This is a genomic window from Rhodococcus sp. NPDC057529 (genome assembly GCF_042802055.1).
Taxonomy (GTDB): Bacteria; Actinomycetota; Actinomycetes; order Mycobacteriales; family Mycobacteriaceae; genus Rhodococcus_F.
This window is the reverse complement of record NZ_JBHVEY010000017.1, coordinates 64,790-85,805: the sequence shown is the minus strand read 5'-3', so window position 1 is coordinate 85,805 and position 21,016 is coordinate 64,790. Positions and strand designations below refer to the sequence as shown.

At 68.9% G+C, this 21,016-nt stretch carries 21 protein-coding genes; 3 read left to right on the top strand and 18 right to left on the bottom strand.

What is annotated here, in order from left to right:
- Positions 1-8 precede the first annotated feature (8 nt).
- Both ACFU5V_RS29370 and ACFU5V_RS29365 read left to right on the top strand, forming a co-directional pair.
- Positions 9-1,166 (top strand): acyl-CoA dehydrogenase family protein, encoded by a 1,158-nt coding sequence (locus ACFU5V_RS29370; RefSeq protein ID WP_219459362.1) that lies wholly within the window; start codon positions 9-11, stop codon positions 1,164-1,166.
- A 47-nt stretch (positions 1,167-1,213) separates the two neighbouring features.
- Positions 1,214-1,978 (top strand): trans-aconitate 2-methyltransferase, encoded by a 765-nt coding sequence (locus ACFU5V_RS29365; protein WP_378435478.1) that lies wholly within the window; start codon positions 1,214-1,216, stop codon positions 1,976-1,978.
- Positions 1,979-1,985: 7 nt separating this feature from the next.
- Here the strand turns inward: ACFU5V_RS29365 and ACFU5V_RS29360 are convergent, their stop codons facing one another.
- From ACFU5V_RS29360 to ACFU5V_RS29335, 6 genes are all read right to left on the bottom strand, one after another.
- Positions 1,986-2,927, bottom strand: a complete 942-nt coding sequence (locus ACFU5V_RS29360; protein WP_378435464.1) for a TAXI family TRAP transporter solute-binding subunit — start codon at positions 2,925-2,927, stop codon at positions 1,986-1,988.
- On the bottom strand, positions 2,924-4,339 hold the full coding sequence (locus ACFU5V_RS29355; protein WP_378703391.1) for a sensor histidine kinase: 1,416 nt from the start codon (positions 4,337-4,339) through the stop codon (positions 2,924-2,926). The genes ACFU5V_RS29360 and ACFU5V_RS29355 overlap by 4 nt, the downstream gene beginning before the upstream one ends.
- A 1-nt stretch (position 4,340) precedes the next feature.
- A complete protein-coding gene (locus ACFU5V_RS29350) occupies positions 4,341-5,000 on the bottom strand; it encodes a response regulator transcription factor (protein ID WP_378703390.1) in 660 nt (219 codons plus the stop codon).
- Positions 5,001-5,015: 15 nt separating this feature from the next.
- Complete coding sequence (locus ACFU5V_RS29345) at positions 5,016-6,383, bottom strand: MFS transporter (RefSeq protein ID WP_378703389.1); 1,368 nt, start codon at positions 6,381-6,383, stop codon at positions 5,016-5,018.
- Between the two features lie 138 nt (positions 6,384-6,521).
- On the bottom strand, positions 6,522-7,676 hold the full coding sequence (locus ACFU5V_RS29340; RefSeq protein ID WP_378703388.1) for a CaiB/BaiF CoA transferase family protein: 1,155 nt from the start codon (positions 7,674-7,676) through the stop codon (positions 6,522-6,524).
- Positions 7,673-8,845 carry an acyl-CoA dehydrogenase family protein gene (locus ACFU5V_RS29335; RefSeq protein WP_378435474.1) on the bottom strand — a complete coding sequence of 391 codons (1,173 nt, stop codon included), beginning with the start codon at positions 8,843-8,845 and terminating at the stop codon, positions 7,673-7,675. The genes ACFU5V_RS29340 and ACFU5V_RS29335 overlap by 4 nt, the downstream gene beginning before the upstream one ends.
- Positions 8,846-8,993: 148 nt before the next feature.
- Here ACFU5V_RS29335 and ACFU5V_RS29330 point away from each other — a divergent pair, with 148 nt between their 5' ends.
- A complete protein-coding gene (locus ACFU5V_RS29330) occupies positions 8,994-10,028 on the top strand; it encodes a LacI family DNA-binding transcriptional regulator (RefSeq protein ID WP_378703387.1) in 1,035 nt (344 codons plus the stop codon).
- A 3-nt stretch (positions 10,029-10,031) separates the two neighbouring features.
- On the opposite strand, the gene ACFU5V_RS29325 is transcribed toward ACFU5V_RS29330, so the two are convergent.
- The 12 genes from ACFU5V_RS29325 to ACFU5V_RS29270 all read right to left on the bottom strand — a co-directional run bounded on the left by ACFU5V_RS29325 (position 10,032) and on the right by ACFU5V_RS29270 (position 20,840).
- Positions 10,032-11,555 (bottom strand): acyl-CoA synthetase, encoded by a 1,524-nt coding sequence (locus ACFU5V_RS29325; RefSeq protein WP_378437599.1) that lies wholly within the window; start codon positions 11,553-11,555, stop codon positions 10,032-10,034.
- Between the two features lie 43 nt (positions 11,556-11,598).
- Positions 11,599-12,207, bottom strand: a complete 609-nt coding sequence (locus ACFU5V_RS29320) for a hypothetical protein (protein WP_378703386.1) — start codon at positions 12,205-12,207, stop codon at positions 11,599-11,601.
- Positions 12,208-12,378: 171 nt separating this feature from the next.
- A complete protein-coding gene (locus ACFU5V_RS29315; RefSeq protein ID WP_378437603.1) occupies positions 12,379-13,161 on the bottom strand; it encodes an enoyl-CoA hydratase in 783 nt (260 codons plus the stop codon).
- A 43-nt stretch (positions 13,162-13,204) separates the two neighbouring features.
- Positions 13,205-14,386, bottom strand: a complete 1,182-nt coding sequence (gene fahA / locus ACFU5V_RS29310) for a fumarylacetoacetase (protein ID WP_378703385.1) — start codon at positions 14,384-14,386, stop codon at positions 13,205-13,207.
- Entirely contained in the window at positions 14,383-15,258 is an 876-nt protein-coding gene (locus tag ACFU5V_RS29305; protein ID WP_378703384.1) for a hypothetical protein, read from the bottom strand. The genes fahA and ACFU5V_RS29305 overlap by 4 nt, the downstream gene beginning before the upstream one ends.
- A complete protein-coding gene (locus tag ACFU5V_RS29300) occupies positions 15,255-16,454 on the bottom strand; it encodes a homogentisate 1,2-dioxygenase (protein ID WP_378437608.1) in 1,200 nt (399 codons plus the stop codon). The genes ACFU5V_RS29305 and ACFU5V_RS29300 overlap by 4 nt, the downstream gene beginning before the upstream one ends.
- A gap of 98 nt (positions 16,455-16,552) precedes the next feature.
- The gene (locus ACFU5V_RS29295) at positions 16,553-17,107 is read right to left on the bottom strand and encodes a MarR family winged helix-turn-helix transcriptional regulator (RefSeq protein WP_124391150.1); all 555 of its coding nucleotides are present in this window, start codon (positions 17,105-17,107) and stop codon (positions 16,553-16,555) included.
- A 136-nt stretch (positions 17,108-17,243) separates the two neighbouring features.
- Positions 17,244-18,809: a polyamine aminopropyltransferase gene (locus ACFU5V_RS29290; RefSeq protein ID WP_378703383.1), complete on the bottom strand. Its 1,566-nt coding sequence runs from the start codon at positions 18,807-18,809 to the stop codon at positions 17,244-17,246.
- A 4-nt stretch (positions 18,810-18,813) separates the two neighbouring features.
- A complete protein-coding gene (locus ACFU5V_RS29285) occupies positions 18,814-19,284 on the bottom strand; it encodes a DUF350 domain-containing protein (protein WP_378703382.1) in 471 nt (156 codons plus the stop codon).
- Between the two features lie 28 nt (positions 19,285-19,312).
- Positions 19,313-19,735 carry a DUF4247 domain-containing protein gene (locus ACFU5V_RS29280; RefSeq protein ID WP_378703381.1) on the bottom strand — a complete coding sequence of 141 codons (423 nt, stop codon included), beginning with the start codon at positions 19,733-19,735 and terminating at the stop codon, positions 19,313-19,315.
- On the bottom strand, positions 19,723-20,247 hold the full coding sequence (locus tag ACFU5V_RS29275; protein ID WP_378703380.1) for a DUF2617 family protein: 525 nt from the start codon (positions 20,245-20,247) through the stop codon (positions 19,723-19,725). The genes ACFU5V_RS29280 and ACFU5V_RS29275 overlap by 13 nt, the downstream gene beginning before the upstream one ends.
- Positions 20,244-20,840, bottom strand: coding sequence for a DUF4178 domain-containing protein (locus tag ACFU5V_RS29270; RefSeq protein ID WP_378703379.1), 597 nt, complete (start codon positions 20,838-20,840; stop codon positions 20,244-20,246). Before ACFU5V_RS29270 ends, ACFU5V_RS29275 begins: the two co-directional genes overlap by 4 nt.
- Positions 20,841-21,016 lie beyond the last annotated feature (176 nt).

The window sequence follows — 21,016 nt, the reverse complement described above, 5'->3', positions numbered from 1 at the left end:
GAAAACCCGTGCAGCGTACGGTGTTCAACGAAGATCACGACGCGTTCCGGAAGACGATCCGCGACTTCATCGCCAAGGAAGTCGCGCCCGTCCACCACGACTGGGAGGGCGAAGGGCATCCGCCGCGCGACTTCTACCGCCGTCTCGGCGAGCTCGGCGTGCTCGGGATCCAGGTGCCGGAGGAGTTCGGCGGCGGCGGTGAGAAGAGTTTCAAGTTCGCCGCGGTGGTCGGCGAGGAGACGGCGGCCGCCGGCGTCACGTTCGGCAGCTATTCCGTGCACACCAACCTGATTCTGCCGTACCTGCTCGAGTACGCCAGTGACGAGCAGAAGCAGCGGTGGCTCCCCGGATTCGCGTCCGGTGACATCATGTTCGCGATCGCGATGACCGAACCGGGCACCGGTTCCGACCTCGCGAACATCGCGACGTCGGCGAAGCTGTCGGCGGACGGGTCGCACTACGTCCTCAACGGCGCGAAGACGTTCATCACCGGTGGCGCGCTCGCCGACCGGATCCTCGTGGTGTGCCGAACCGCGCCCAGCACTCCCGAGGACCGCCGGGCCGGTCTCACCATTCTCGTCGTCGACACCGCGTCCGAGGGTTTCGCGGTGGGCCGCAAGATCGAGAAGATCGGCCTGAAGGCGTCGGACACCGCCGAACTGTCCTTCACCGACGTGCAGGTGCCGGTGGCGGACCGCCTCGGCGAGGAGGGGGCCGGTTTCAGCTACCTCACCCACAACCTCGCGCAGGAACGTCTGTCCATCGCGCTCGGCGGGTCGGCGACCGCGGCGGCGGCGTTGCAGCACGCGATCGCGTACGTCAAGGAACGCAAGGTGTTCGGCAAGCCCGTCGCGGCGTTCCAGAACACCAAGTTCGTGCTCGCCGAGTGCGCCACCGAGGTCGAGGCGATCCAGTTGATGGCCGACCGCGCACTCGAACTGCACGACGCGGGCGAACTGACGGTCGCCGACGCCGCGAAGGCGAAACTGTTCTGCACCGAGGCTGCGGGCCGGGTCATCGACAAGTGCCTGCAACTGCACGGCGGGTACGGCTACATCCTCGAATACCCCATCGCGCGCCTGTACGCGGACACCCGCGTGTCCCGCATCTACGGCGGGACGAGCGAGGTCATGAAGACGATCATCGCGAAGGATCTCGGCCTCTGACCCCACACACCAACAGTATGGGCGTACTGTTTGAAGGCGTGGACGACATCTGGGATCCGGACAAGTACCTCGCCTTCGCGGACCATCGGGGGCGCCCGTTCTACGAGTTGCTGACGCGTGTCGACGCGCGGTCACCCCGCCGCGTGGTCGACCTCGGCTGCGGCCCGGGAAACCTGACCGTCAGCCTCGCCCAGCGGTGGCCGGACGCCGTCCTGGAGGCGTCCGACAGCTCACCCGAGATGGTCCGGGCCGCGCGTGACCGCGGCCTCGACGCCGCCCGGCTGGACGTCCGCGACTGGACGCCGCAGCCCGACACCGACGTCGTCGTCTCCAACGCCGCCCTGCAATGGGTGCCCGAACACCGGGAATTGCTGCGCCGCTGGCCGGCACAGCTGCCGCCGGGGGCGTGGATCGCGGTGCAGGTCCCCGGCAACTTCGACGCGCCCTCGCACGCGATCGTCCGCGACCTCGCCGGGACCGAGCGGTGGTCCCGGTGGTTGACGGACGTGCCGTTCCGGGCGGACAACGTCGTCGACGATCCCGTCGGGTACGCGGGCCTGCTCGCGGACGCCGGATGCGCCGTCGACGCCTGGGAGACCACGTACGTCCAGCAGTTGACCGGGGAGAACCCGGTGCTCGAGTGGATCACCGGCACCGCGCTCCGACCGGTCAAGGATGCCCTCTCGGCGCCGGACTGGGACCGCTTCCGCGAGGAACTCGTCCCGCTCCTCGACGAGGCGTATCCCCGGCGACCGGACGGGAGCACATTCTTCCCGTTCCGGCGCATCTTCGTCGTCGCCCGGGTGCAGTAGGACCGGCTCAGCCGTGGTGCCTGCGGTATGCGGCGGCCGCTCCGGGGTGCAGCGGCACGCCTGCGGTGACGATCAGCGACTGCCGGTCCAGGAACTGGCTGCCGGTCGCCTGATCCGGCACCAGTTCCGCGGCGTGGTCGATGAGCACCTCGACGATCGCGCCCGCGGCGCCGTCGGACACCGCCGGATCGGCGAGCAGCAGGTTCGCGAGACCGATCGTCGCGACCGACGTCTGCTGTCCGTACGTGCCGGGCGGAATCAGCACCGGCTCGTAGCGTGGGCCGAACCGCACCCGCAGTCGTTCCAGTTCGGCGGACAGGTCGAGTAGTCGCAGCGGGATCCCGAGATCCGCGAACGACGGCGTCGGCACCCCGCCCGCCCACAGCACCGCATCGACGGTGCCGTTCCGCAGGGCCTGCCCCGCATCGGTCATCGACAGATGCAGTCGCGTCACGTCTCCCGGACCCGCCAGTCCCAGGACGTCGAGGATGCGTTCGCCCGTCAGTTCCGCTCCGGAGCCTGTGGCGCCCAGACTGATTCGGGCGCCCCGCAGCTGCGAGGTGTCCGCGATCCCGGAATCGGCGCGCACCGCGAGCTGCATGTAGTTCTCGTACACCTTGCCGAGGGCGGTGAACGCGGCGCCGGCCTCCATGGCCGACACGGCGGCGTCGGCGAGACTCAGCGCCAGTTCCGCCTCCCCCGACGCGAGCGCCGCCAGATTCTCCATCGACCCCGCGGTCCGGACCGGGACGATCCGCACCGGCAGTGCGGCACGTTCCGCGGCCGCGGCCGTCAACTGGGCGAACTCCCAGAAGAATCCGCCTTCTTCACCCGCGGCGAGTCGCAGCGGATCACCGCCGCTGCCCGAGCATGCGGAGAGACCCGCGCCCGTAACGGCGGTCGCGCCCGCCGCGAGGACGCCGCGCAGTAAGGCTCGTCGCGTGATCACGGTGCCACCGCCGGAAGTGTCAGCGTCACCCGGAGCCCGTGTGGCTGCTCCGCGGCGATCGTCAGCGTTCCACCGCCGCCCTCGACCAATGCGGTCGCGATCGACAGTCCGAGCCCGGTGCCCTGCTGCGCCGCCCCGGACCCGCGGAAGAAGCGTGACGACAGTTTGCCGATCTCGTCCTCGCTCACCCCGACCCCGTCGTCGCTGACCCGGATCTCGATTCCCACGGCGGACCGTCCCGTGTCGATCCGGACCGTCGAACCGCGACCGGCGTACGCGTGCGCGTTGCTGAGCAGGACGTCCAGGACCTGGGACAGGTGACTGTCCCGGAAGTCCGCGGCCAGCGGCTCGGCCGGCGGCCGGAACACGAGGGCCATCCCCGATTCGCCGAGCGCCTCCGTCCAGGCGTCGGCTCGGTCCGCGAGGACGGCACCGACGTCGCACCCGCCGCGCGCGGACTCGTCCTCGCCGGCGTCGGCGGGTGATTCGGCGACGGCGAGCGCCAGCAGTCCGTCCAGGATTCCGCCGAGCCGATCGACCTCCATCCCCGTCCGGCGGTACGTTTCGGCACCGGCCTCGGCGACGTGCGGCCCGAGGGAGTCCAGCCGGATGTGCAGGGCCGCGAGCGGGTTTCGGAGTTGATGGGCGGTGTCGGCGATCAGCTGACGCTGAGCCTGACCGGACGCCTGCACGGCGCCCGACATGGTGTCGAACGCCTTCGCGAGTTCCTGCACCTCCGGCGGTCCGCTGTACCGGCCGGACGGCCGCCCCGAGACGCGACCCGACCGCGGGCGCGGGGACGGGACCGCCTCGGTGAGGGCGCCGACCCTGGCGGTGAGCGCCCCGAGCGGGCGAACGGTCCACCGGGACAGGGCGATCGCGACGGCCGTGACCGCTGCCAGCGCGCCGAGCGCCCCCGCGACGATCACCAGCCACGACGTCCGGATGGAATCGCGTGCGGCGCGGGTGGACACGTCCAGGACGACGGCGCCGTCGACCTGCGCCCCGGTGCCGACGGGCACAGCCGACAGCACGCGGTCCGCCGACCACGGGGTCAGCGAACCGCTGATCCCCTGCTTCTGGTTGCGCAGTCCCGCGGTGATCGCCGCGGCGACGGCGGAGTCGTCCGGCGACAGTCCCGCCCCGGCGCGGACGTTGCCCCTGGTGTCGACGATGAGGACACCCTCGCCGTACAACTCGTGGTAGCGGGCCACCTCCTCGCGCAACAACGTGGCACTCCCCGGGGCCTGCGTCTGCCCGGCGAGGCCGGCGAAATGCGTCGCGTCCGCCTCCCTGCTCAGCCGCAGGGCCTGCGTTCGCCCGGCGCTCGTGGCCAGCGCCAGCGGGACGGCGAAGGCCACCACCGCGACGGCCGCGAACACCAGCAGGACCGCGAGCACACGCCGGCGCACGTCACGTACCCCAGCGGTAGCCGTACCCGCGGATGGTCGAGATAAGCCCGGGGCGGCCGAGTTTCGCCCGCAACCCGGTCATGTGGACGTCCAGGGTGCGGGAGATCGCCACGTACGCGTCGCCCCACACCGCGTCCATCAACTGCTGACGGCTCACCGCGGCGCCGGGGCGGGTGACGAGCACCTCGAGCAGCTCGAACTCCTTGGCCGTCAAGGAAACCGGAGCGCCGCCGACCTCCACCTCACGCGCCGCCAGATCCACCACCACATCACCCTGGGTGACCGTCTGCGCAGACGAAGGTCCGGTCGCCCGGCGGCGCTGGGTCACGACGTCGAGCCGCGCCAGTAGTTCCGCGAGCCGCGCCGGTTTGACGAGATAGTCGTCCGCGCCGCCGCGCAGTCCCCGCACCACCGACCGTTCGTCGTCGCGGGCCGTGAGGATCACCACCGGAACGTCGCTGACGGCCCGCAGTTGCCGGAGCACCTGCAGGCCGTCCGCGTCGGGGAGACCGAGGTCGAGGATCACCGCGTCCATACCGCGATGGCCGAGAAGGAGATCGGAGCCGCGGCGCATGCGCACCGCCTCGTGGCCGTGGGTTCCCAGCGCCTCCACGAGTGCGTCGCCGACACCGTCGTCGTCCTCGACCACCGCGATCTGCACGTCACTTCCCTTCGATCAGCTCCGCGAGTCGACCAGCTCGACGTCGTCGTCCGGAGTGTCCTCCCGGCTGGTCGTCCGGTCGAGGGGCGAACCGTCCGAAGTCTCACGCATGAAGAAGTAGACGACGAGCGAGATGGCGATACACCCGGTCACGTAGTAGAAGAATAGCGATTCGTGGCCGGCCCGCTTCAGGGCGAGGGCGACGGTCTCGACGGTTCCGCCGAAGATCGCCAACGTGAGGGCATACGGCAGGCCGACGCCGAGCGCGCGAACCTTGGTCGGGAACAGCTCGGTCTTCACGATCGCGTTCACCGACGTGTACCCGGTGACGACGATCAGTCCGAGCATCATCAGCGCGAACGCGAGCACCGGGTTCGTCGTCTTCCCGAGCACGGTCATCAGCGGCACGGTGAGGACGGTTCCGCCGATGCCGAAGAAGATCAGCAGCTTCCGGCGGCCGATGCGGTCGGACAGTGCGCCGCCGATCGGCTGCAGCACGATGAACACCAGCAGGGCCGCGAAGTTGATCCACGCCACCGTGTCCTTGGAGATTCCGGACGTGTTGATCATGTACTTCTGCATGTACGTGGTGTACGTGTAGAACGCCACGCACCCACCCAGCGTCAGGGCGCACACGAGCAGGCACTCGCGCGGGTACTGCAGCAGCATCCGTAGCGAACCCTCCTTCGGGCCACTGTTCGGCACGTCGTTCTCGCGTGTGGCCTCCACCTCTTCGGTGAACGCCTCCGACTCGTCCATCGTGCGACGCAGCCACATCACCGCGACGGCACCGGCGGCGCCGATGACGAACGGGATCCGCCAGCCCCACGACTGCATGGCCTCCGCGGGCAATGTCAGCTGCAGGACGATCTGCACACCCAGCGCGATCAGCTGACCGGCGACGAGCGTGACGTACTGGAAGCTCGAGTAGAACCCGCGCCTGCCCGGCGAGGCGACCTCGGCCAGGTACGTGGCACTGGTGGCGTACTCGCCGCCGACCGACAGTCCCTGCAGCATCCGGGCGATCACCAGCAGTACCGGCGCCACGAGCCCGATGCTCGCATAGGACGGTGTGACGGCGATGACGAGCGATCCCGCCGCCATCACGGTCACCGACAGGGTGAGCGCCGACCGGCGACCGCGGCGGTCCGCGTAGCGGCCCATGATCCAGCCGCCGATCGGCCGCATCAGGAACCCGACTGCGAAAACGGCTGCCGTGGACAGCAACTGCGCGGTGGTGTCGCCCTCGGGGAAGAATTCCTTCGCGAAGTACACGCTGAACGCCGCGTAGACGTACCAGTCGTACCATTCGATCAGGTTGCCGACCGAACCCTTCAAAACATTGCCGATGACTCGGCGCTCACCCGTCGATGTGGTGCTCACGCGGGACTCCTCTCGATGCCCTGGATCTCTGCGTTCACACCACAGTGGGTCACGTCACATCGATACGGAAGGGCCGCGGAGCCTTCCTAACACTCCCTTAGGAAAGAGCCCCCGTGAGTACTTGTTAACCGCGGGCGGTTAACAAGTACTCACGGCTGGGGTGTCCTCGCCCAGCCGCGGCGGGGCGCTGCGATAGCTCGCCGGGGTGGCGCTGAGCCGGATCGGGTTCGCCACCTGCCGCACCGGCCGGTCCCTGCGCGGGTCGTCGATCTCGACCACCGGGTTCAGCCCGAGCCGCTCGGCGAGCGCGACGGCGTCGGCGATGTCGTTGAGCGGCCCGCACGGGACGCCCTGCTCGGTGAGCTTCTCGAACCACACGTCCGCGGAGTCCACGGACAGCGCGTCGGTGATGTCCCGGACCAGTTGCTCACGATGCGCCACCCGTTGCGTGTTGGTCGCGTACCGCTCGTCGCCGGCGAGTTCGGGCACACCGAGAACCTCGACGAGAGAGGAGAACTGACGGTTGTTCCCCACCGCCAGCACCAGCGGACGGTCGCCGGTCTGGAACACCTCGTACGGCGCGATGCTGGGGTGCCGGTTTCCCATCGCCTGCGGGACGACTCCGGCGCCCACATACCCCGACGTCTGGTTCGCGAGGGCGGACAGCAGCGACGACAGCAGGTTCACCTCGACCCGCTGCCCCTCCCCGCTCCGGTCGCGGTGCCGCAGCGCCGCCAGGATCCCGACCGCGGCGTGCAGTCCGGTGATGACGTCGACGACGGCCACCCCGACCTTCGTCGGAACGCCGGGTTCGGGACCGGTGATGCTCATCAACCCGCCGACGGCCTGGATCAGCAGGTCGTATCCGGGGAGGTTGTTCCGGCCGCCGAACCCCGTCACGGAGCAGTAGACGACGTCCGGATTGATCTCCCGCACGGCGTCGTAACCGAGCCCGAGCCGGTCCATCGTGCCGGGCAGGAAGTTCTCCACCACCACGTCGGCCCGGGCGGCCAGTTCCCGCGCCTGTTCCAGGTCGACGGGGTCGCGCAGGTCCCACGCGACGGACCGCTTGTTGCGGTTGACGGACTGGAAGTAGGTGGACTCGTCGCCCACCCACGGCGGACCCCACTGCCGGGTGTCGTCGCCGACGCCGGCACGCTCGATCTTCACGACCTCCGCGCCGAGATCGGCGAGCAGCATCGTGGCGTACGGCCCGGCGAGCACCCGGCCGAAGTCGGCGATCAGCAGGCCGTCCAGCGAAGCAGTCCGGGCAGATTCGAGCGACCCGCTCACCGGAACGCTGCCTCGCCCGTCAGCGCACGGCCGATCACCAGCTGGTGCACCTCGGACGTTCCCTCGTAGGTCAGCACCGACTCGAGGTTGTTGGCATGACGGATCACGGGGTACTCCAACGTGATTCCGTTGGCGCCGAGGATGGTCCGGCACTCGCGGGCGATGGCGATGGCCTCGCGGACGTTGTTCAGCTTGCCCGTGCTGACCTGCTCGGGGCGGGCCTCGCCGCGATCCTTCAGACGTCCGAGGTGGTACGCCAGCAGGTGGCCCTTGCCGACCTCGAGGGCCATGTCGGCGATCTTCACCTGCGTGATCTGGTAGGCCGCCAGCGACTTGTCGAACACCTGACGGTCCTGCGCATAGGAGATCGCGGACTCCAGGCAGTCGCGGGCCGCGCCCATCGCACCGAAGATGATGCCGAACCGAGCCTCGTTGAGGCAGCCGAGCGGACCGGACAGTCCCTTGGCCTCCGGCAGCATCGCGGATTCGGGCAGCCGGACGTCCTCGAGCACGAGTTCCGACGTGACGGACGCGCGCAGCGACATCTTGTGCTTGATCTCGGGCGCCGAGAAGCCGGGGGTGTCGGTGGGCACGACGAATCCGCGGATGCCGTCGTCGGTGCGCGCCCACACGACGGCCACGTCGGCGACGGATCCGTTGGTGATCCACATCTTGGTGCCGTTGAGGATCCAGTCGTCACCGTCCCGCTTGGCATTGGTGCGCATGCCTGCGGGGTTGGAGCCGAAGTCGGGTTCGGTCAGGCCGAAGCAGCCGATCGCCTTGCCTGCGGCCATGCGGGGCAGCCATTCCTGCTTCTGATCCTCGCTGCCGTAGTGGTGGATCGCGTACATGGCCAGCGAGCCCTGCACGGACACGAGACTGCGGATTCCGGAGTCGACGGCCTCGAGTTCCAGGCAGGCCAGGCCGTAGGCGGTGGCGCTCGTGCCGGCACAGCCGTATCCCTCGAGGTGCATGCCGAGCACACCGAGTTCGCCCAGCCCTTCCGCCAGTTCGCGCACGGGCAGCGCGGCCGCTTCGAACCATTCGCCGATGTGGGGCCGGATCTTCTCGTCCGCGAATCGGCGCACGGTGTCGCGGATCGCGATCTCCTCGGTGTCGAGCAACGAGTCGAGGGCGAACAGCTGGGACAGGGTCTGCGAGTCGGACATGTGTTCCTCCACGGGGCCGGCGGGGCTGGTGTGCAAACGTTCGCGAGAACGATTGCACGAACGATTTCGTCACGTAGACTAAGTCGCGTTCCGGCGGACGTCAACCACGAGGCCGCCGGGTCCCCGACCCCGAGCGCGAGGATTGCCCGTGAACCTGCCGGATCGCCCGACCCGCACGTCCGGGCGTCCGCCGACCCTCCGCGAGATCGCCGAACGTGCCGGCGTCCACGTGTCGACGGCGTCGCGGGTGCTCCGGCAACCCGAGCCCGCCGACGGCTGGTCCGACGCCGCGCTGCGAGTGCGCGAGGTGGCGGTGGAACTCGGCTACCAGCCCAACCTGTGGGCCGCGAGCCTGCGCACCCGCAAGACCACCACCCTCGGCGTCGTCATGCCGCGACTCACCGACGGGGTGGTCGCGACGATGTTCCAGGGCATCGAGGAGACGGCCACGCAGGCCGGCTATTCGGTGCTGCTGTCGAGCCCACCCGACGACCTCGACGCCCAGCGCCGCGCCATCGAGTTCCTCGTCAGCAGGCAGGTCGACGGCCTGCTGCTCAGCAGCCTGCACAGTCCCGGCCGCGAGTTCGTCGACTCACTGTCGGTGGGGTCGCTGCCGATGCTGCAGCTCAATCGGCACGCCGACGTCGGTCTGCCGTTCGTGTCCGGTGACGACCACCGGGGCGGCTACCTCGCCGGACGCCACCTCCTCGACCGCGGGTTCACCGAGATCGCCGCCATCGCCGGCCCCGACCACGCGAGCACCTCCCGTGATCGGCTCGCCGGATTCCGGGACGCGCTGGCCGAGAACGGCATCGAACTCCGGCCGGAGCGCGTCGTCCGCTCCGACTTCGACGTGTCCGGCGGTGTCGCCGCCGCCGCCATTCTCCTCGAGTCGGATTCGCGCCCCGAGGCGATCTTCACCGTCAGCGACACCATCGCAATCGGCGTCCTCGGCGTCGCCCGCGACCTCGGGCTGCGGATCCCCGACGACCTCGCGCTCGTCGGGTACAACGACATTCCGGTGGTCGCCCAGCTGCCGGTGCCGCTGACGACCGTCCGGTCACCCGCGCGCCTGATCGGCGCGACGGGGGTGCGTCATCTCCTGTCGCTCATCGCGGGCAACGACGTCGAATCGGTGAAGCTTCCGGTCGAGCTGATCGAGAGGGCGTCCACCAAGAAGTAGTAGTCAGAGTGTCGCCCGCAGTTCCCGCTTGAGCAGCTTTCCGCTCTGGTTGCGGGGCAGCTCGTCCACGAACACCACCTGCTTGGGCACCTTGAACGGCGCGATGCGCTCCTTGACGTGGGCGATCAACCCGTCGGGCGTCACGCCGGCCGCGTCCTCCCGCAGCACCACCACCGCGGTGATCGCCTCGATCCACTTGTCGTCCGGCGTCCCGATGACCGCCACCTCGGCGACGTCCGGGTGCGTGTAGACGGCGTCCTCGACCTCCCGTGACGCCACCAGGATGCCGCCGGTGTTGATGACGTCCTTGATGCGGTCGACGACGGTGATGTACCCCTCCGGGTCTCGCGTCACCAGATCACCCGAGTGGAACCAGCCGTCGCGGAACGCCTCCGCGGTGGCGTCGGGGTTGTCCCAGTACCCGAGGCACAGCTGGGGCGAGCGGTAGAGCACCTCGCCGGGCGTGCCGTCCGGAACGTCGTTGCCGTCCGGGTCCACCACCCGGGTCTCGACGAAGAACACGGCCTTGCCGCACGACGACGGCCGCGCCTCGTGCTCGGCGGGCTGCAGCACGGTGGCGAGCGGCCCGATCTCGGACTGTCCGAAGCAGTTGTAGAAGCCGAGGTCGGGGTAGCGTTCGCGCAGCCGGTTCAGCACCGTCACCGGCATGATCGACGCGCCGTACTGCGCCTTCTTCAACGACGACAGGTCGCGGGTCTCGAGATCGGGATGTCCGGCGAGCGGCACCCACACCGTCGGCGCCAGGAACAGCGAGCCGATGCGATCCGCCTCGATGCGGCGCAGGATCTCCGGGATGTCGGGGGTCTGCATCAGATGCACCGAGGCACCCACCGACAGGTACGGCAGCATGAACACGTGCATGCCCGCCGAGTGGTACAGCGGCATGCAGATCAGCGGATTGTCACGCTCGTCCAGCGCGAGGGCGATCACGGAGGACACGTACTCGTGCACGAGTCCACCGTGAGTCATCATGGCGCCCTTCGGCTTCGACGTCGTCCCCGACGTGTACAGCAGCTGCGCCAGGTCGGTGGACGCGACCGGCGCGGCCACGGCGGGCACGTCGCCGGAGCCGGAGTGGGCGAGCAGGGAATCCTCGGCGTCACGCAGCGGCACCACGTGACGCAGGTCCAGTCCGTCCCGGATCGAGTCGAGGGTGCCCCGCAGCGCCGGATCGACCAGCACCGCGGTGCTCCCGGACTGCGACACCAGGTAGGTCAGCTCGTCGCCCCTGAGCGCATAGTTGACGGGGACGTGCACGAGACCCGCACGCGCGCAGGCCAGGAAGCCGATCGTGTACGCGTCCGAGTTGGTGCCGTACGCGGCGACGCGCTCACCGGCCGACAGTCCCAGCGACTGCAGGTAGGCGGCGGCGCGGCTGACGGCGTCGTCGAGTTCGCGGTACGTCCACGTGCGGTCCTCGAACGTCAACGCCCTGCGGTCGGGGAACTTGGCGGCCGAGCGCCGCAGCACTCCGTCGACGGTATCGGTGCGCGCATCCAGACTCATGCACGAAGGTTATAGGACGTCCAACTACCTCGCCAGAGGTTCGCTACCGCCCCGACGACACCAGCATCGGCGAATGCATGTCGTAGTACGTCACGTCGTCGGTCAGCCGGCCCTCCTTCTCGAACAACGACCTCAGGTCGTCCGGAATCTCCAACTTCTCGTGGGAACGGGCCTCCGCTTCGGACGTGAAGTACACCGCCTCGACGTACCCGCCGTCGCCGTACGTGCACAGCGTTCCACCGAGGATCTCCGGCCGCAGCTCGTGCACCCGGTCGGCGGACTCGTCCAGCAACTCCCGCATCCGGTGCGCGTCCGTGGTGTGGCCCTCCATGACCTGCACGAACGTCGCGTCGTCCGAACCGCCGCCCATCCACTCGGCCACCTCGGGGCAGTCCATGAAGGACACCGGGCCGTCGAAGCACCGCTCGGTCTCCGCCCACCAGGCGCCCTGCTCGGGGCGCTCACTGTTGAGCCGGGCAGCCTCTGCCGATTCGAATCGCGCCAGCGCGATGAACGTTCCGTCGTCGCACAATCCCTGGGTGCATCCGAGGAAGCCCGTCGCCCCCGGACGCACGTCCTCGGTCCAGCGGTCCATGCACCGGACGAGGCCGGCCTCGTCCGACACCTTTCCTTGAATGACTTGGATGAACATCGATGTCACCTCCCGCGGGACCGTCGCCCCGCAGTGAGAACATTCTCGGTGGCCGGCCTGTCGCGGTCCACCGTCGGCGGGCGCCGACGGCCCGCGGCCGCAGCCACTGCACCCCTGATCTTTCGCCGGTTCGCGACACCACGCAATGCAGGCAGGGCCTGTCGCGGAAGGCTATTTTCCCTGCCACTGCGGAGTGCGCTTCTCGACGAACGCCTGCATGCCTTCCTGGGCGTCGCAGGTGACGGCGTTGGTGGCCATCGTCTCGGCCATCGCCTGATACGCCTCGCCCTGGGGAAGGTCGATCTGGCGGTAGAACGCCTGCTTGCCGATCTTCACGGTGAGCGGGCTGGCCGTCGTGATCTTCGCGGCGAGCGCCCGGGTCTGCGCGTCGAGGTCCTCCGGCGCGACCACCAGGTTCACCAGACCCCAGTCCGCGGCGGTCTCCGCATCGATCGTCTCACCGGTGAGCAACATCTGCAGGGCGCGCTTACGTCCGATCGCGCGGCTCAGGGCCACCATCGGGGTGGAGCAGAACAGGCCGATCTTCACGCCCGGCGTCCCGAACACCGCGTTCGACGACGCCACCACGAGGTCGCACGACGCGGCGAGCTGACAGCCCGCCGCGACCGCCGCACCCTGGACGGACGCGATGACCGGCTGCGGAATCTCCTGCACGGCCTGCATCATCTCGACGCAGGTGTCGAAGATGGCCTGCTCGTCCTCGAGGGTGCGGCCGATCATCTCCTTCAGGTCGTGACCCGCGGAGAACACCGGTCCTGCAGCCCTGATGACGACGACGCGGGTGGTGTCGTCGTCGCCCAGCTTCCGAAGCGCTGCGGTGACATCCCGCATGGCCTCGGACGACAGCGGATTGCGCTGTTCGGGGCGGTTCAGGGTGAGGAACGCGACGCCGGTGTCCGGCAAGGCAGTGGTCTCGACGAAGTTCTCGGTCATGACTACTGCCTACCACCCGTGAGTACTTGTTAACCGCCCGCGGTTAACAAGTACTCACAGGGGGAGCAATGCGGGCCCGCACCTCACCGAAGCCGATGCGGGTGCCGTTGGGGCCCGGCGCGGTGGCGGAGATGGCGATCTCGTCGCCGTCCTCGAGGAACGTGCGCTTCTCGTCGCCTACGACGACGGGTTCCTGCCCGCCCCACGTCAGTTCGATGAACGCGCCGCGCTGGTCCTTCTCCGGTCCGGAGATGGTGCCCGACGCGAACAGGTCACCGGTGCTGGCCGCGGCGCCGTTGACCGTGGTGTGCGCGAGCATCTGCGCCGGCGACCAGTACATCTGCGCGTACGGCGGGCGCGAGACGACGTGCCCGTTCCATTCGACGGCCAGGTCGATGTCCAGACCCCACTTCTCCTCGCCGCGCAGGTACGGCAGCGGCTGCGGATCCTGCGTCGGGGTGTCGATGCGAGCCGCCTCGAGAGCCGCCAGCGGCACCACCCACGGGGAGATGGACGTCGCGAAACTCTTCCCGAGGAACGGGCCGAGCGGCACGTACTCCCAGGCCTGGATGTCGCGGGCCGACCAATCGTTCACGACGACCGCGCCGAACACGTGGTCCGCGAACCGATCCGGGGTGATGGTCTCCCCCAGCTTCGTCGGGACACCGACGAGGAAGCCCATCTCGGCCTCGATGTCGAGGCGCCGGGACGGGCCGAAGTCGGGGGCGTCCTGATTCGGGGCCTTGCGCTGCCCGCACGGCCGGATCACGTCGGTGCCCGACACGATGACGGTGCTCGACCGCCCGTGGTATCCGACCGGCAGGTGCTTCCAGTTGGGCATCAGTGGCTCGGAGTCGGGGCGGAACAACCGTCCGAGGTTGGTGGCGTGATACTCGGACGCGTAGAAGTCGGCGTAGTCGGCGATTGCCACCGGCAGGTGCATCGTCACGTCCTCGACCGCGAACACCGCCGTGTCGGCGAGGTCACCCTGGACGAATTCGGTGATCTGCCGGCGAACCTCACTCCAGCGGGCCGGGCCCTGCGCCATGAACGCGTTGAGGGTGGGCTGCGCGAAGACGTCGTCACCGAGGGCGGCGGCGAGATCCACGACGGAATCTCCCACCCGCACACCGACCCGGGGGGCCGAGTCCGCGGTCGAGAACACGCCGTACGGCAGGTTCTCCAGCCCGAACAGGGAATCGGCGGGAATATCGAGGACGGTCATGCGTGGGCTCCTTCATCGGCGGAAGCGTGTTCATCGGCGGGGGCGAGGGCGGACGACGGCACGAGGTGCAGTGCGACGAGATCTACGACGGGCTCGAGGATGCTGCACGTGCCGAAGGACCGGAAGGCGGTGCGGACGGCGCCGACGACGTCGGCGGGGAGGTCGCCCAGTTCGCGGGCGATCCGGGTGCCGTCACGCTCCGCGAGGGTCGCGACCACCCGGTCGGTGTCGGCGCCGTCGAGTGCGTGCCGGGTGGCGAGAAGCACGTTGAGGAAACCGTGCTGCTCGAAGCCGGTGTGCGGATCGGTGTTGCGCACGGCGTGGTGCAGTCCCGCCGTGGCCTTGAACGGCACGCCCGTCGTCACGGCGGCGCGCACAGCGGACGCGAGTTCGCTCTCGTCCGGGTAGGCCTCGGCGACAACGCCTCCCGTGCGGAACTTCGCCGCGAACGGGCCGCCGACAAGTGCGGCGAGGAAGTCGGCCCGGCGCTCGCCGCGCGGAACCTCGACGAACACCTCACAGCCGGACGTCAGGTCTGCCGCGGCGTCCAGTGCGGCGAAGAACTCCGCGGCCGTCTGCTCGGCGGGCGCCGCGATCTCGAGCGCTACCGCGGTGGCACCGTCGATCTGCGCGAGGCGGTCGAGTGCGGATTCGAGAGTGGCCGGGCCACCGGGCAGCGTCAGGCTCAACTCGATCGCACCCGCTGACAGTTCGTCCAGCCGGGGGACGGGGAACACGAAGGGTCCGACGAGATCCCCGTACGGCGCCGACAGATGCCGGGTGTGCGCGGGCAGAGCGTCGGGGAGCGGCGCGTTTCCGGGCGGAAACAGGGCGGCGTCGTCGCAGAGACCGGAGAAGAGAGCGGGGATCACTGCTTCGGCCCCCGTCCTGCCCAGGTCCACGCGTAGCCCGAGTCCTCGCAGGCCAGTGCGCCCTCGCCGAGTTCGAGCGGACGGAACGTGTCGACCATGACGGCCAGTTCGTCGAAGAACTCGGCCCCGATGCTGCGTTCGTACGCGCCGGGCTGCGGTCCGTGCGCGTGGCCGCCGGGGTGGATCGAGATGGACCCCTGCCCGATGCCGGAACCCTTGCGCGCCTCGTAGTCGCCGCCGACGTAGAACATGATCTCGTCGGAGTCGACGTTCGAATGGTAGTACGGCACCGGAATCGACAGCGGATGGTAGTCGACCTTGCGGGGCACGAAGTTGCAGATGACGAAGTTGTTGCCCTCGAACGCCTGATGCGCCGGCGGCGGCTGGTGCACGCGCCCGGTGATGGGTTCGTAGTCGGAGATGTTGAACGTGTACGGGTACAGGCACCCGTCCCAGCCCACGACGTCGAAGGGATGCTGCGGGTACACCATTCGCGTGCCGACGATCCCGTGCGACGTCCGGTGCTTGACGAGCACCTCGACGTCCGTGCCCTCGGACTGCAGTGTGTCGGACGGCCCGTGCAGGTCGCGCTCGCAGTAGGGCGCGTTCTCGAGCAGCTGGCCGAACCGGGACAGGTAGCGCTTCGGCGGGACGATGTGACTGTTGGCTTCCATCGCGTAGGCGCGCAACGGTTCCGGGCCCTGTGGAATCCAGCGGTGCGTGGTCGACATCGGAATCAGGACGTAGTCGCCCTGCTTCGCCTCGAGCGCGCCGAACACGGTTTCGACAGTGGCGGCACCGGATTCGACGTACACCATTTCGTCGCCGATCGCGTTGCGGTACAGCGGCGACTCCTTGGCGGCGACGACGTAGGAGATGCGGACGTCGGCGTTGCCGAGGATCAGCCGGCGTCCGGTGACCACGTCGGTGTCGGCCCAGACCGCCTCGGGGAAGAGGTCGTGCAGCTTCAGGTGGCGGGGCTTGAGCGGATGATTGGGGGTGGTGCTCTGGTCGGGCAGCTCCCACACCGTTGCGTCGACGATCGCCGACGGGATGTGGCGGTGGTAGAGCAGCGAGGAGTCGGAGGAGAAGCCCTCTTCTCCCATCAGCTCCTCGAAGTAGAGCTGACCGTTGTCGTCACGGTGCTGCGTGTGCCGCTTGGGCGGAATGTTGCCCACGTGCCGATAGAACGCCATGACCGGCCTCCCTAGAAGTGCGTGTTCGTAGTAGTAAACACATTAACTAAATTAGGGGCGTGATGGCAAGCACAGGTTTTCCGGGAGGCACAGCAGGGTCAGTTGCGGCCGCGGACGTCGAACTGGCTGCGATTGGTGATCAACTTGTCGAGCAGCATGACGAGAATGCGCTGCTCCGGCTCGGTGAGGACGCTCGCCCAGGCGTGTTCGCGCTCGTTCTGCTCACGGTAGATCTCACCGATCTCGCTGCGGCCCTTCTCGGTGAGCGACAACTGGACCGACCGGCCGTCCCGCTCGTCAGGGGACCGCTCCATCAGACCGCCACTGACCAGCGTCTTCGTAAGATTCGACACGGCGGCCCGGCTCATGCCGGTGAGCTTGGCGGCGGTCTTCGACTCGACCGGACCCGCCAGCCACGTCACGAACATCAGCCGGAACGCCGACCACGACAGCCCGCGCGGTCGGTGGATCGACGACTCCAGGTCGTACGTCACCACGTTCGACGCGCGGTTCAACGTCAGGAGCACCTGGGTGGCGAGTTCGTGCGTCGAACCGTATTCCGTGCTCAGACGCCTGTTCGCCAGTTCGATGAACGACCAGAAGTCGAGGCTGTCGGGCACCTCGACGGGCACCGGCGCTACGTCATCGGTCATGGAGGAACCCTATCGCGAGCCGGTGGCGGGCCCAGCGCCCGCCACCTCCGCCTTTAGTATATCTATGAACTAGTTGCGCTGACGCGCCCGTGAGTACTTATTAACGCCCGGCGGTTGATAAGTACTCACGGGTGCGTCAGCGCTCGTAGCCCTTCCGCATGTCGTCGACGATGCGTGGTCGGTCGAGGGTCGAGGGCTCGAGTTCGCGGCGGGGACGGTCGCGCGGGAAGATCGCGGACGCGGCGAGGGTCGGTTCGTCGAGGAAGCGGAGTTCGGGGACGTCGCAGGGGAGGCGCAGCGCCGGCGGTTCGGGGCCGCGCCGGGCGAGGACGTACCCCCAGTCCCCGAAGCTCGGCACCAGCACGTGGTACGGCGTGACGGCCAGACCCGCCGACGCGACGGTCGACGTGGTGCGCCAGAACGCGTCGGGCGTCGAGTAGGGACTGCCCGACTGCACGACCATCAGTCCGCCGGGGTTCAGGACCGCGGCGGCGAGACCGTAGAACTCGGTGGAGTACAGGCGGCCGAGCGCCGGGGTGTCGGGGTCGGGGAGGTCCACGATGACGGCGTCGAATCCCGAGTCCGGTGCGTCGCGGAGCCACCGGAACGCGTCGTCGAGGACCACGTGCACGCGCGGGTCCTGCAGAGCACCCTGATTCAGCCCGGACAGTCGCGTGTTCGCGAGTTCGATGACCGCCGGGTCGAGTTCCACCTGCACGATGTCCTCGACGCCGGGCAGTCGCAGGACTTCTCGGGCGGCGAGGCCGTCGCCCCCGCCGAGGATCAGTATCCGTTCGGGGTCGTCCGCCATCGCGGGGTACACCAGCGATTCGGTGTACCGGTGTTCGTCGACGCTGGAGAACTGGAGGTCGCCGTCGAGGAAGAGCCGCACGTCTCCGCCGCGTTCGGTGACGACGATCTCCTGGTACTGCGACCTTTCCGCGGCGACGACGGGATCGGTGTAGAGGCGTTGGCGGGACGTGGTTTCGATGCCGTCGGCGCGGACCAGCAGCACCGCGATGCAGGCGGCGGCGACGAGCAACGCCACGACCGCGAGGAGCCGGGTGCGCAGGCTCAGCTGCCATCTGAGCAGGATCAGCGCCACCACGGCGGCGGCGACGAGATTGATGATGCCGGTGATCGCGGCGCCGCGGATCATCCCGGCGACCGGCAGCAGAACGAACGGCCAGAGCAGGCCGCCGACGAGCGCGCCCGCGTAGTCGGCGGCGTTGAGGTTCGCCAGCACCTTTCCGGTGCTCTCGGCGTCGGTGTCGTTGCGGCCCGACTGCAGCAGGGTCATCAGCAGCGGTACCTCGGCGCCCACCAGCACACCGATCAGCGCGGTGGCGAGCACCAGAACGATTGCGCTGGAACCGAAGAACGTGAAGGTCACGTACAGGGTCACCGCGCTGAAGCCACCGACGAGTCCGAGGACGATCTCGACGACCACGAACGACGCGGCGGCGGTGGACAGCAGCGGTTTGGCGGCGAGGGCGCCCACCCCCAGTGCGGCCACGAAACCCGCGACGATCAGGGACGTCTGGGTGATTCCGCCGCCGGTGAGGCTGACCGACAGTGTCAGCAGCGCCAGTTCGTAGATCAGGCCGCACGCCGCGCAGGCGGCGACCGCGGCGAGCAGGAATGCCCTGGACCGTCCACTGAGCGCGCGGGGGGCGTTCGGCTGTGCCGCTGTGGTGGTCACGAGATCAGGTGAGCGCGGCGGCGTTCACGAGGCCGATGGCGAACAGGCTCGCGCCGACCGCCCATGCGGCACCGCACATCTGCGGGTTCCCGACCAGGCCGACCAACTGGCCCGGCAGCAGCACGTTCATCAACCGCAGCGCGATGACCTGCAGCAGCACCCCGAAGAGGCCGTAGACCGCGGAGTCGGCGAGTCCCTGTGCGAATCCGTCGGAACTGGTGACGATCGCGGTGACCACGACGACGGCGAGGGCGAGGTGGTTCGACGCCAGGAGGATTGCCGCGTTGGGGTTCTTGTCGACGTACACCTGGTGCCGGAGATTGCCGGGGGTGGCGAGGTCGAGGACGGCGAAGCCGACGCCGAGGACGGCAATGCCGACGACGAAGTACGCCAGGGTGCCGAGCATGCCGACGGCGAGCAGTCCGACGTCGACACTGCCGATTTCCGTTGCTGCCGCCGTGTAGATGGTGTTCACGCGCTTCTCCCCAGTCGTGTGGTCTCTGTCATTTCGCGCTGCCGGATCCACCGCTGCCGCCGGCGCCGCCCGCCGGTGAGCCGGGGTTGAAACCGGGCCCCAGATAGGCGAACCCGCCGCTGCGGTAGCGTCCGTCGATGTCTTCGACGCGCACGAGGCTGCCGCCGCCCGGCGCGGCGCTGACCGTGACGATGTCGTCGTCGTAGCGCAGGTATTCGCTGCCGCCGTCGGCCTTCCGAGCCGCAGGCGGCTCTTCCTCGACGATCGACGAGACGGTGGTGCCCACCGGGTCTGTCGACGTGTACGTCTTCGCGTCGCCCGCCGTGTTCTGCAGGGCGTAGGTGTCGGCGATGTAGTCGCGCACCCCGCCGCCGCACGCGGTCGCGGCCGACACCAGGAGCAGCATCGGGGCGAGCCGCATCCGTGTCCCGAACCTGCTCACGGCAGCCACCTGCTTCGTGTCTTCACGATCACCCCACCCCTGTCTCCTCCGTACAGATGGTCCACCGGATACAGATGCCAGGTCTGCCAGGCCCACCCGCCGGAATGTTCACGCGTCGCCGTGAGCGCGGTCAGCGCGGTGTGGTCTCCGGGAAACGCCCCGCAGATCCACCCCTCCACCTCGGTGGCCTGCCGCCGCAACCAGTCGGCGGTCTGTTCGAGGCGGGCGCGGTCGACGATGTCGGTGGTGGAGTCGAATCGGTACCCGCCCATGCTGTCGGACACCGGCAGCGGTCTGCCGCCTGCCTGGATCGCGTCGCACGACACCTGCTCGGTGATCCGGTTGCCCGCCGCGGACGCCGTCACCGCGTGCGACGCCCCGAGCACGCCGAGGGTCACCCGCTCGTCGCCGTACGTGATGGTGAGTTCGGCCAGCGGACGCGGAGTTTCGGCGTTCACGACGAGACCGAGCGCCTCCGCCGTCACATCCCGCGATTCGATGTCGAGGACGTGCAGCGTCACTGCGGCGGACCGGAGTGGATCACGGTGAGCTCACCCCGCGTCACGGCGCGGCCCGTGGAGACCTCCCACGACTGCGTCCGCGCCCAGCGCTCGAAGGACAGCAGGCCGGTCTTGTCGGCGGTCGCGTAGTCGGCGTAGTCGACGATGCCCTGGGGTGCGGTCCCGGTGGTGCCTTCCGCCGTGAACGCGGCGGTGCCGCGCTCGATCTGCCGGTGCACGACGTCGTCGAGGATCACGTCTCCGCCCGGTTCGAGGCCCGTGCCCTCGCGGCGCATCCACAGCGTCATGTCGAGGTTGCCCTCGTCGTTCTCGACGGTGAGCCACCGCTGACCGGTCGACCCGTCGAGGAGGTGTTCGTGCCAGATGTATCCCTCTTCGTCGAGGGTGATGGTCCCGCGCACGACGTGATCGATTCCGGCGTACGTGATGATGTCGCCGACTCCGATCTTGTACGGGTCGTAGACCTCCGGGTAGTCGGCGAGCGGATCGACCCTGGCAGCGGGCGCTTGTTTCTTTCCGGACCGATTCCGCAGGATCAGCACGATGCCCACGATCACGACAACGATCAGCAGCAGTAGCAGCAGCTTGGTCAACGATCTCTCCTGGTCGGCGGATCCGGCTCGGGAGGCCGGTGCCCGGCCCCCCACCGGTCAGTCACCTTACTGTGCGCCGCACACCCGCACACCTAGCGATTGCAGAAGCCAGGTAGCAAAGGCTAGCCTAACCGAACGCGCGAGCGGTGGGGCGGAGCGCTGTCGTTCACCGCGAT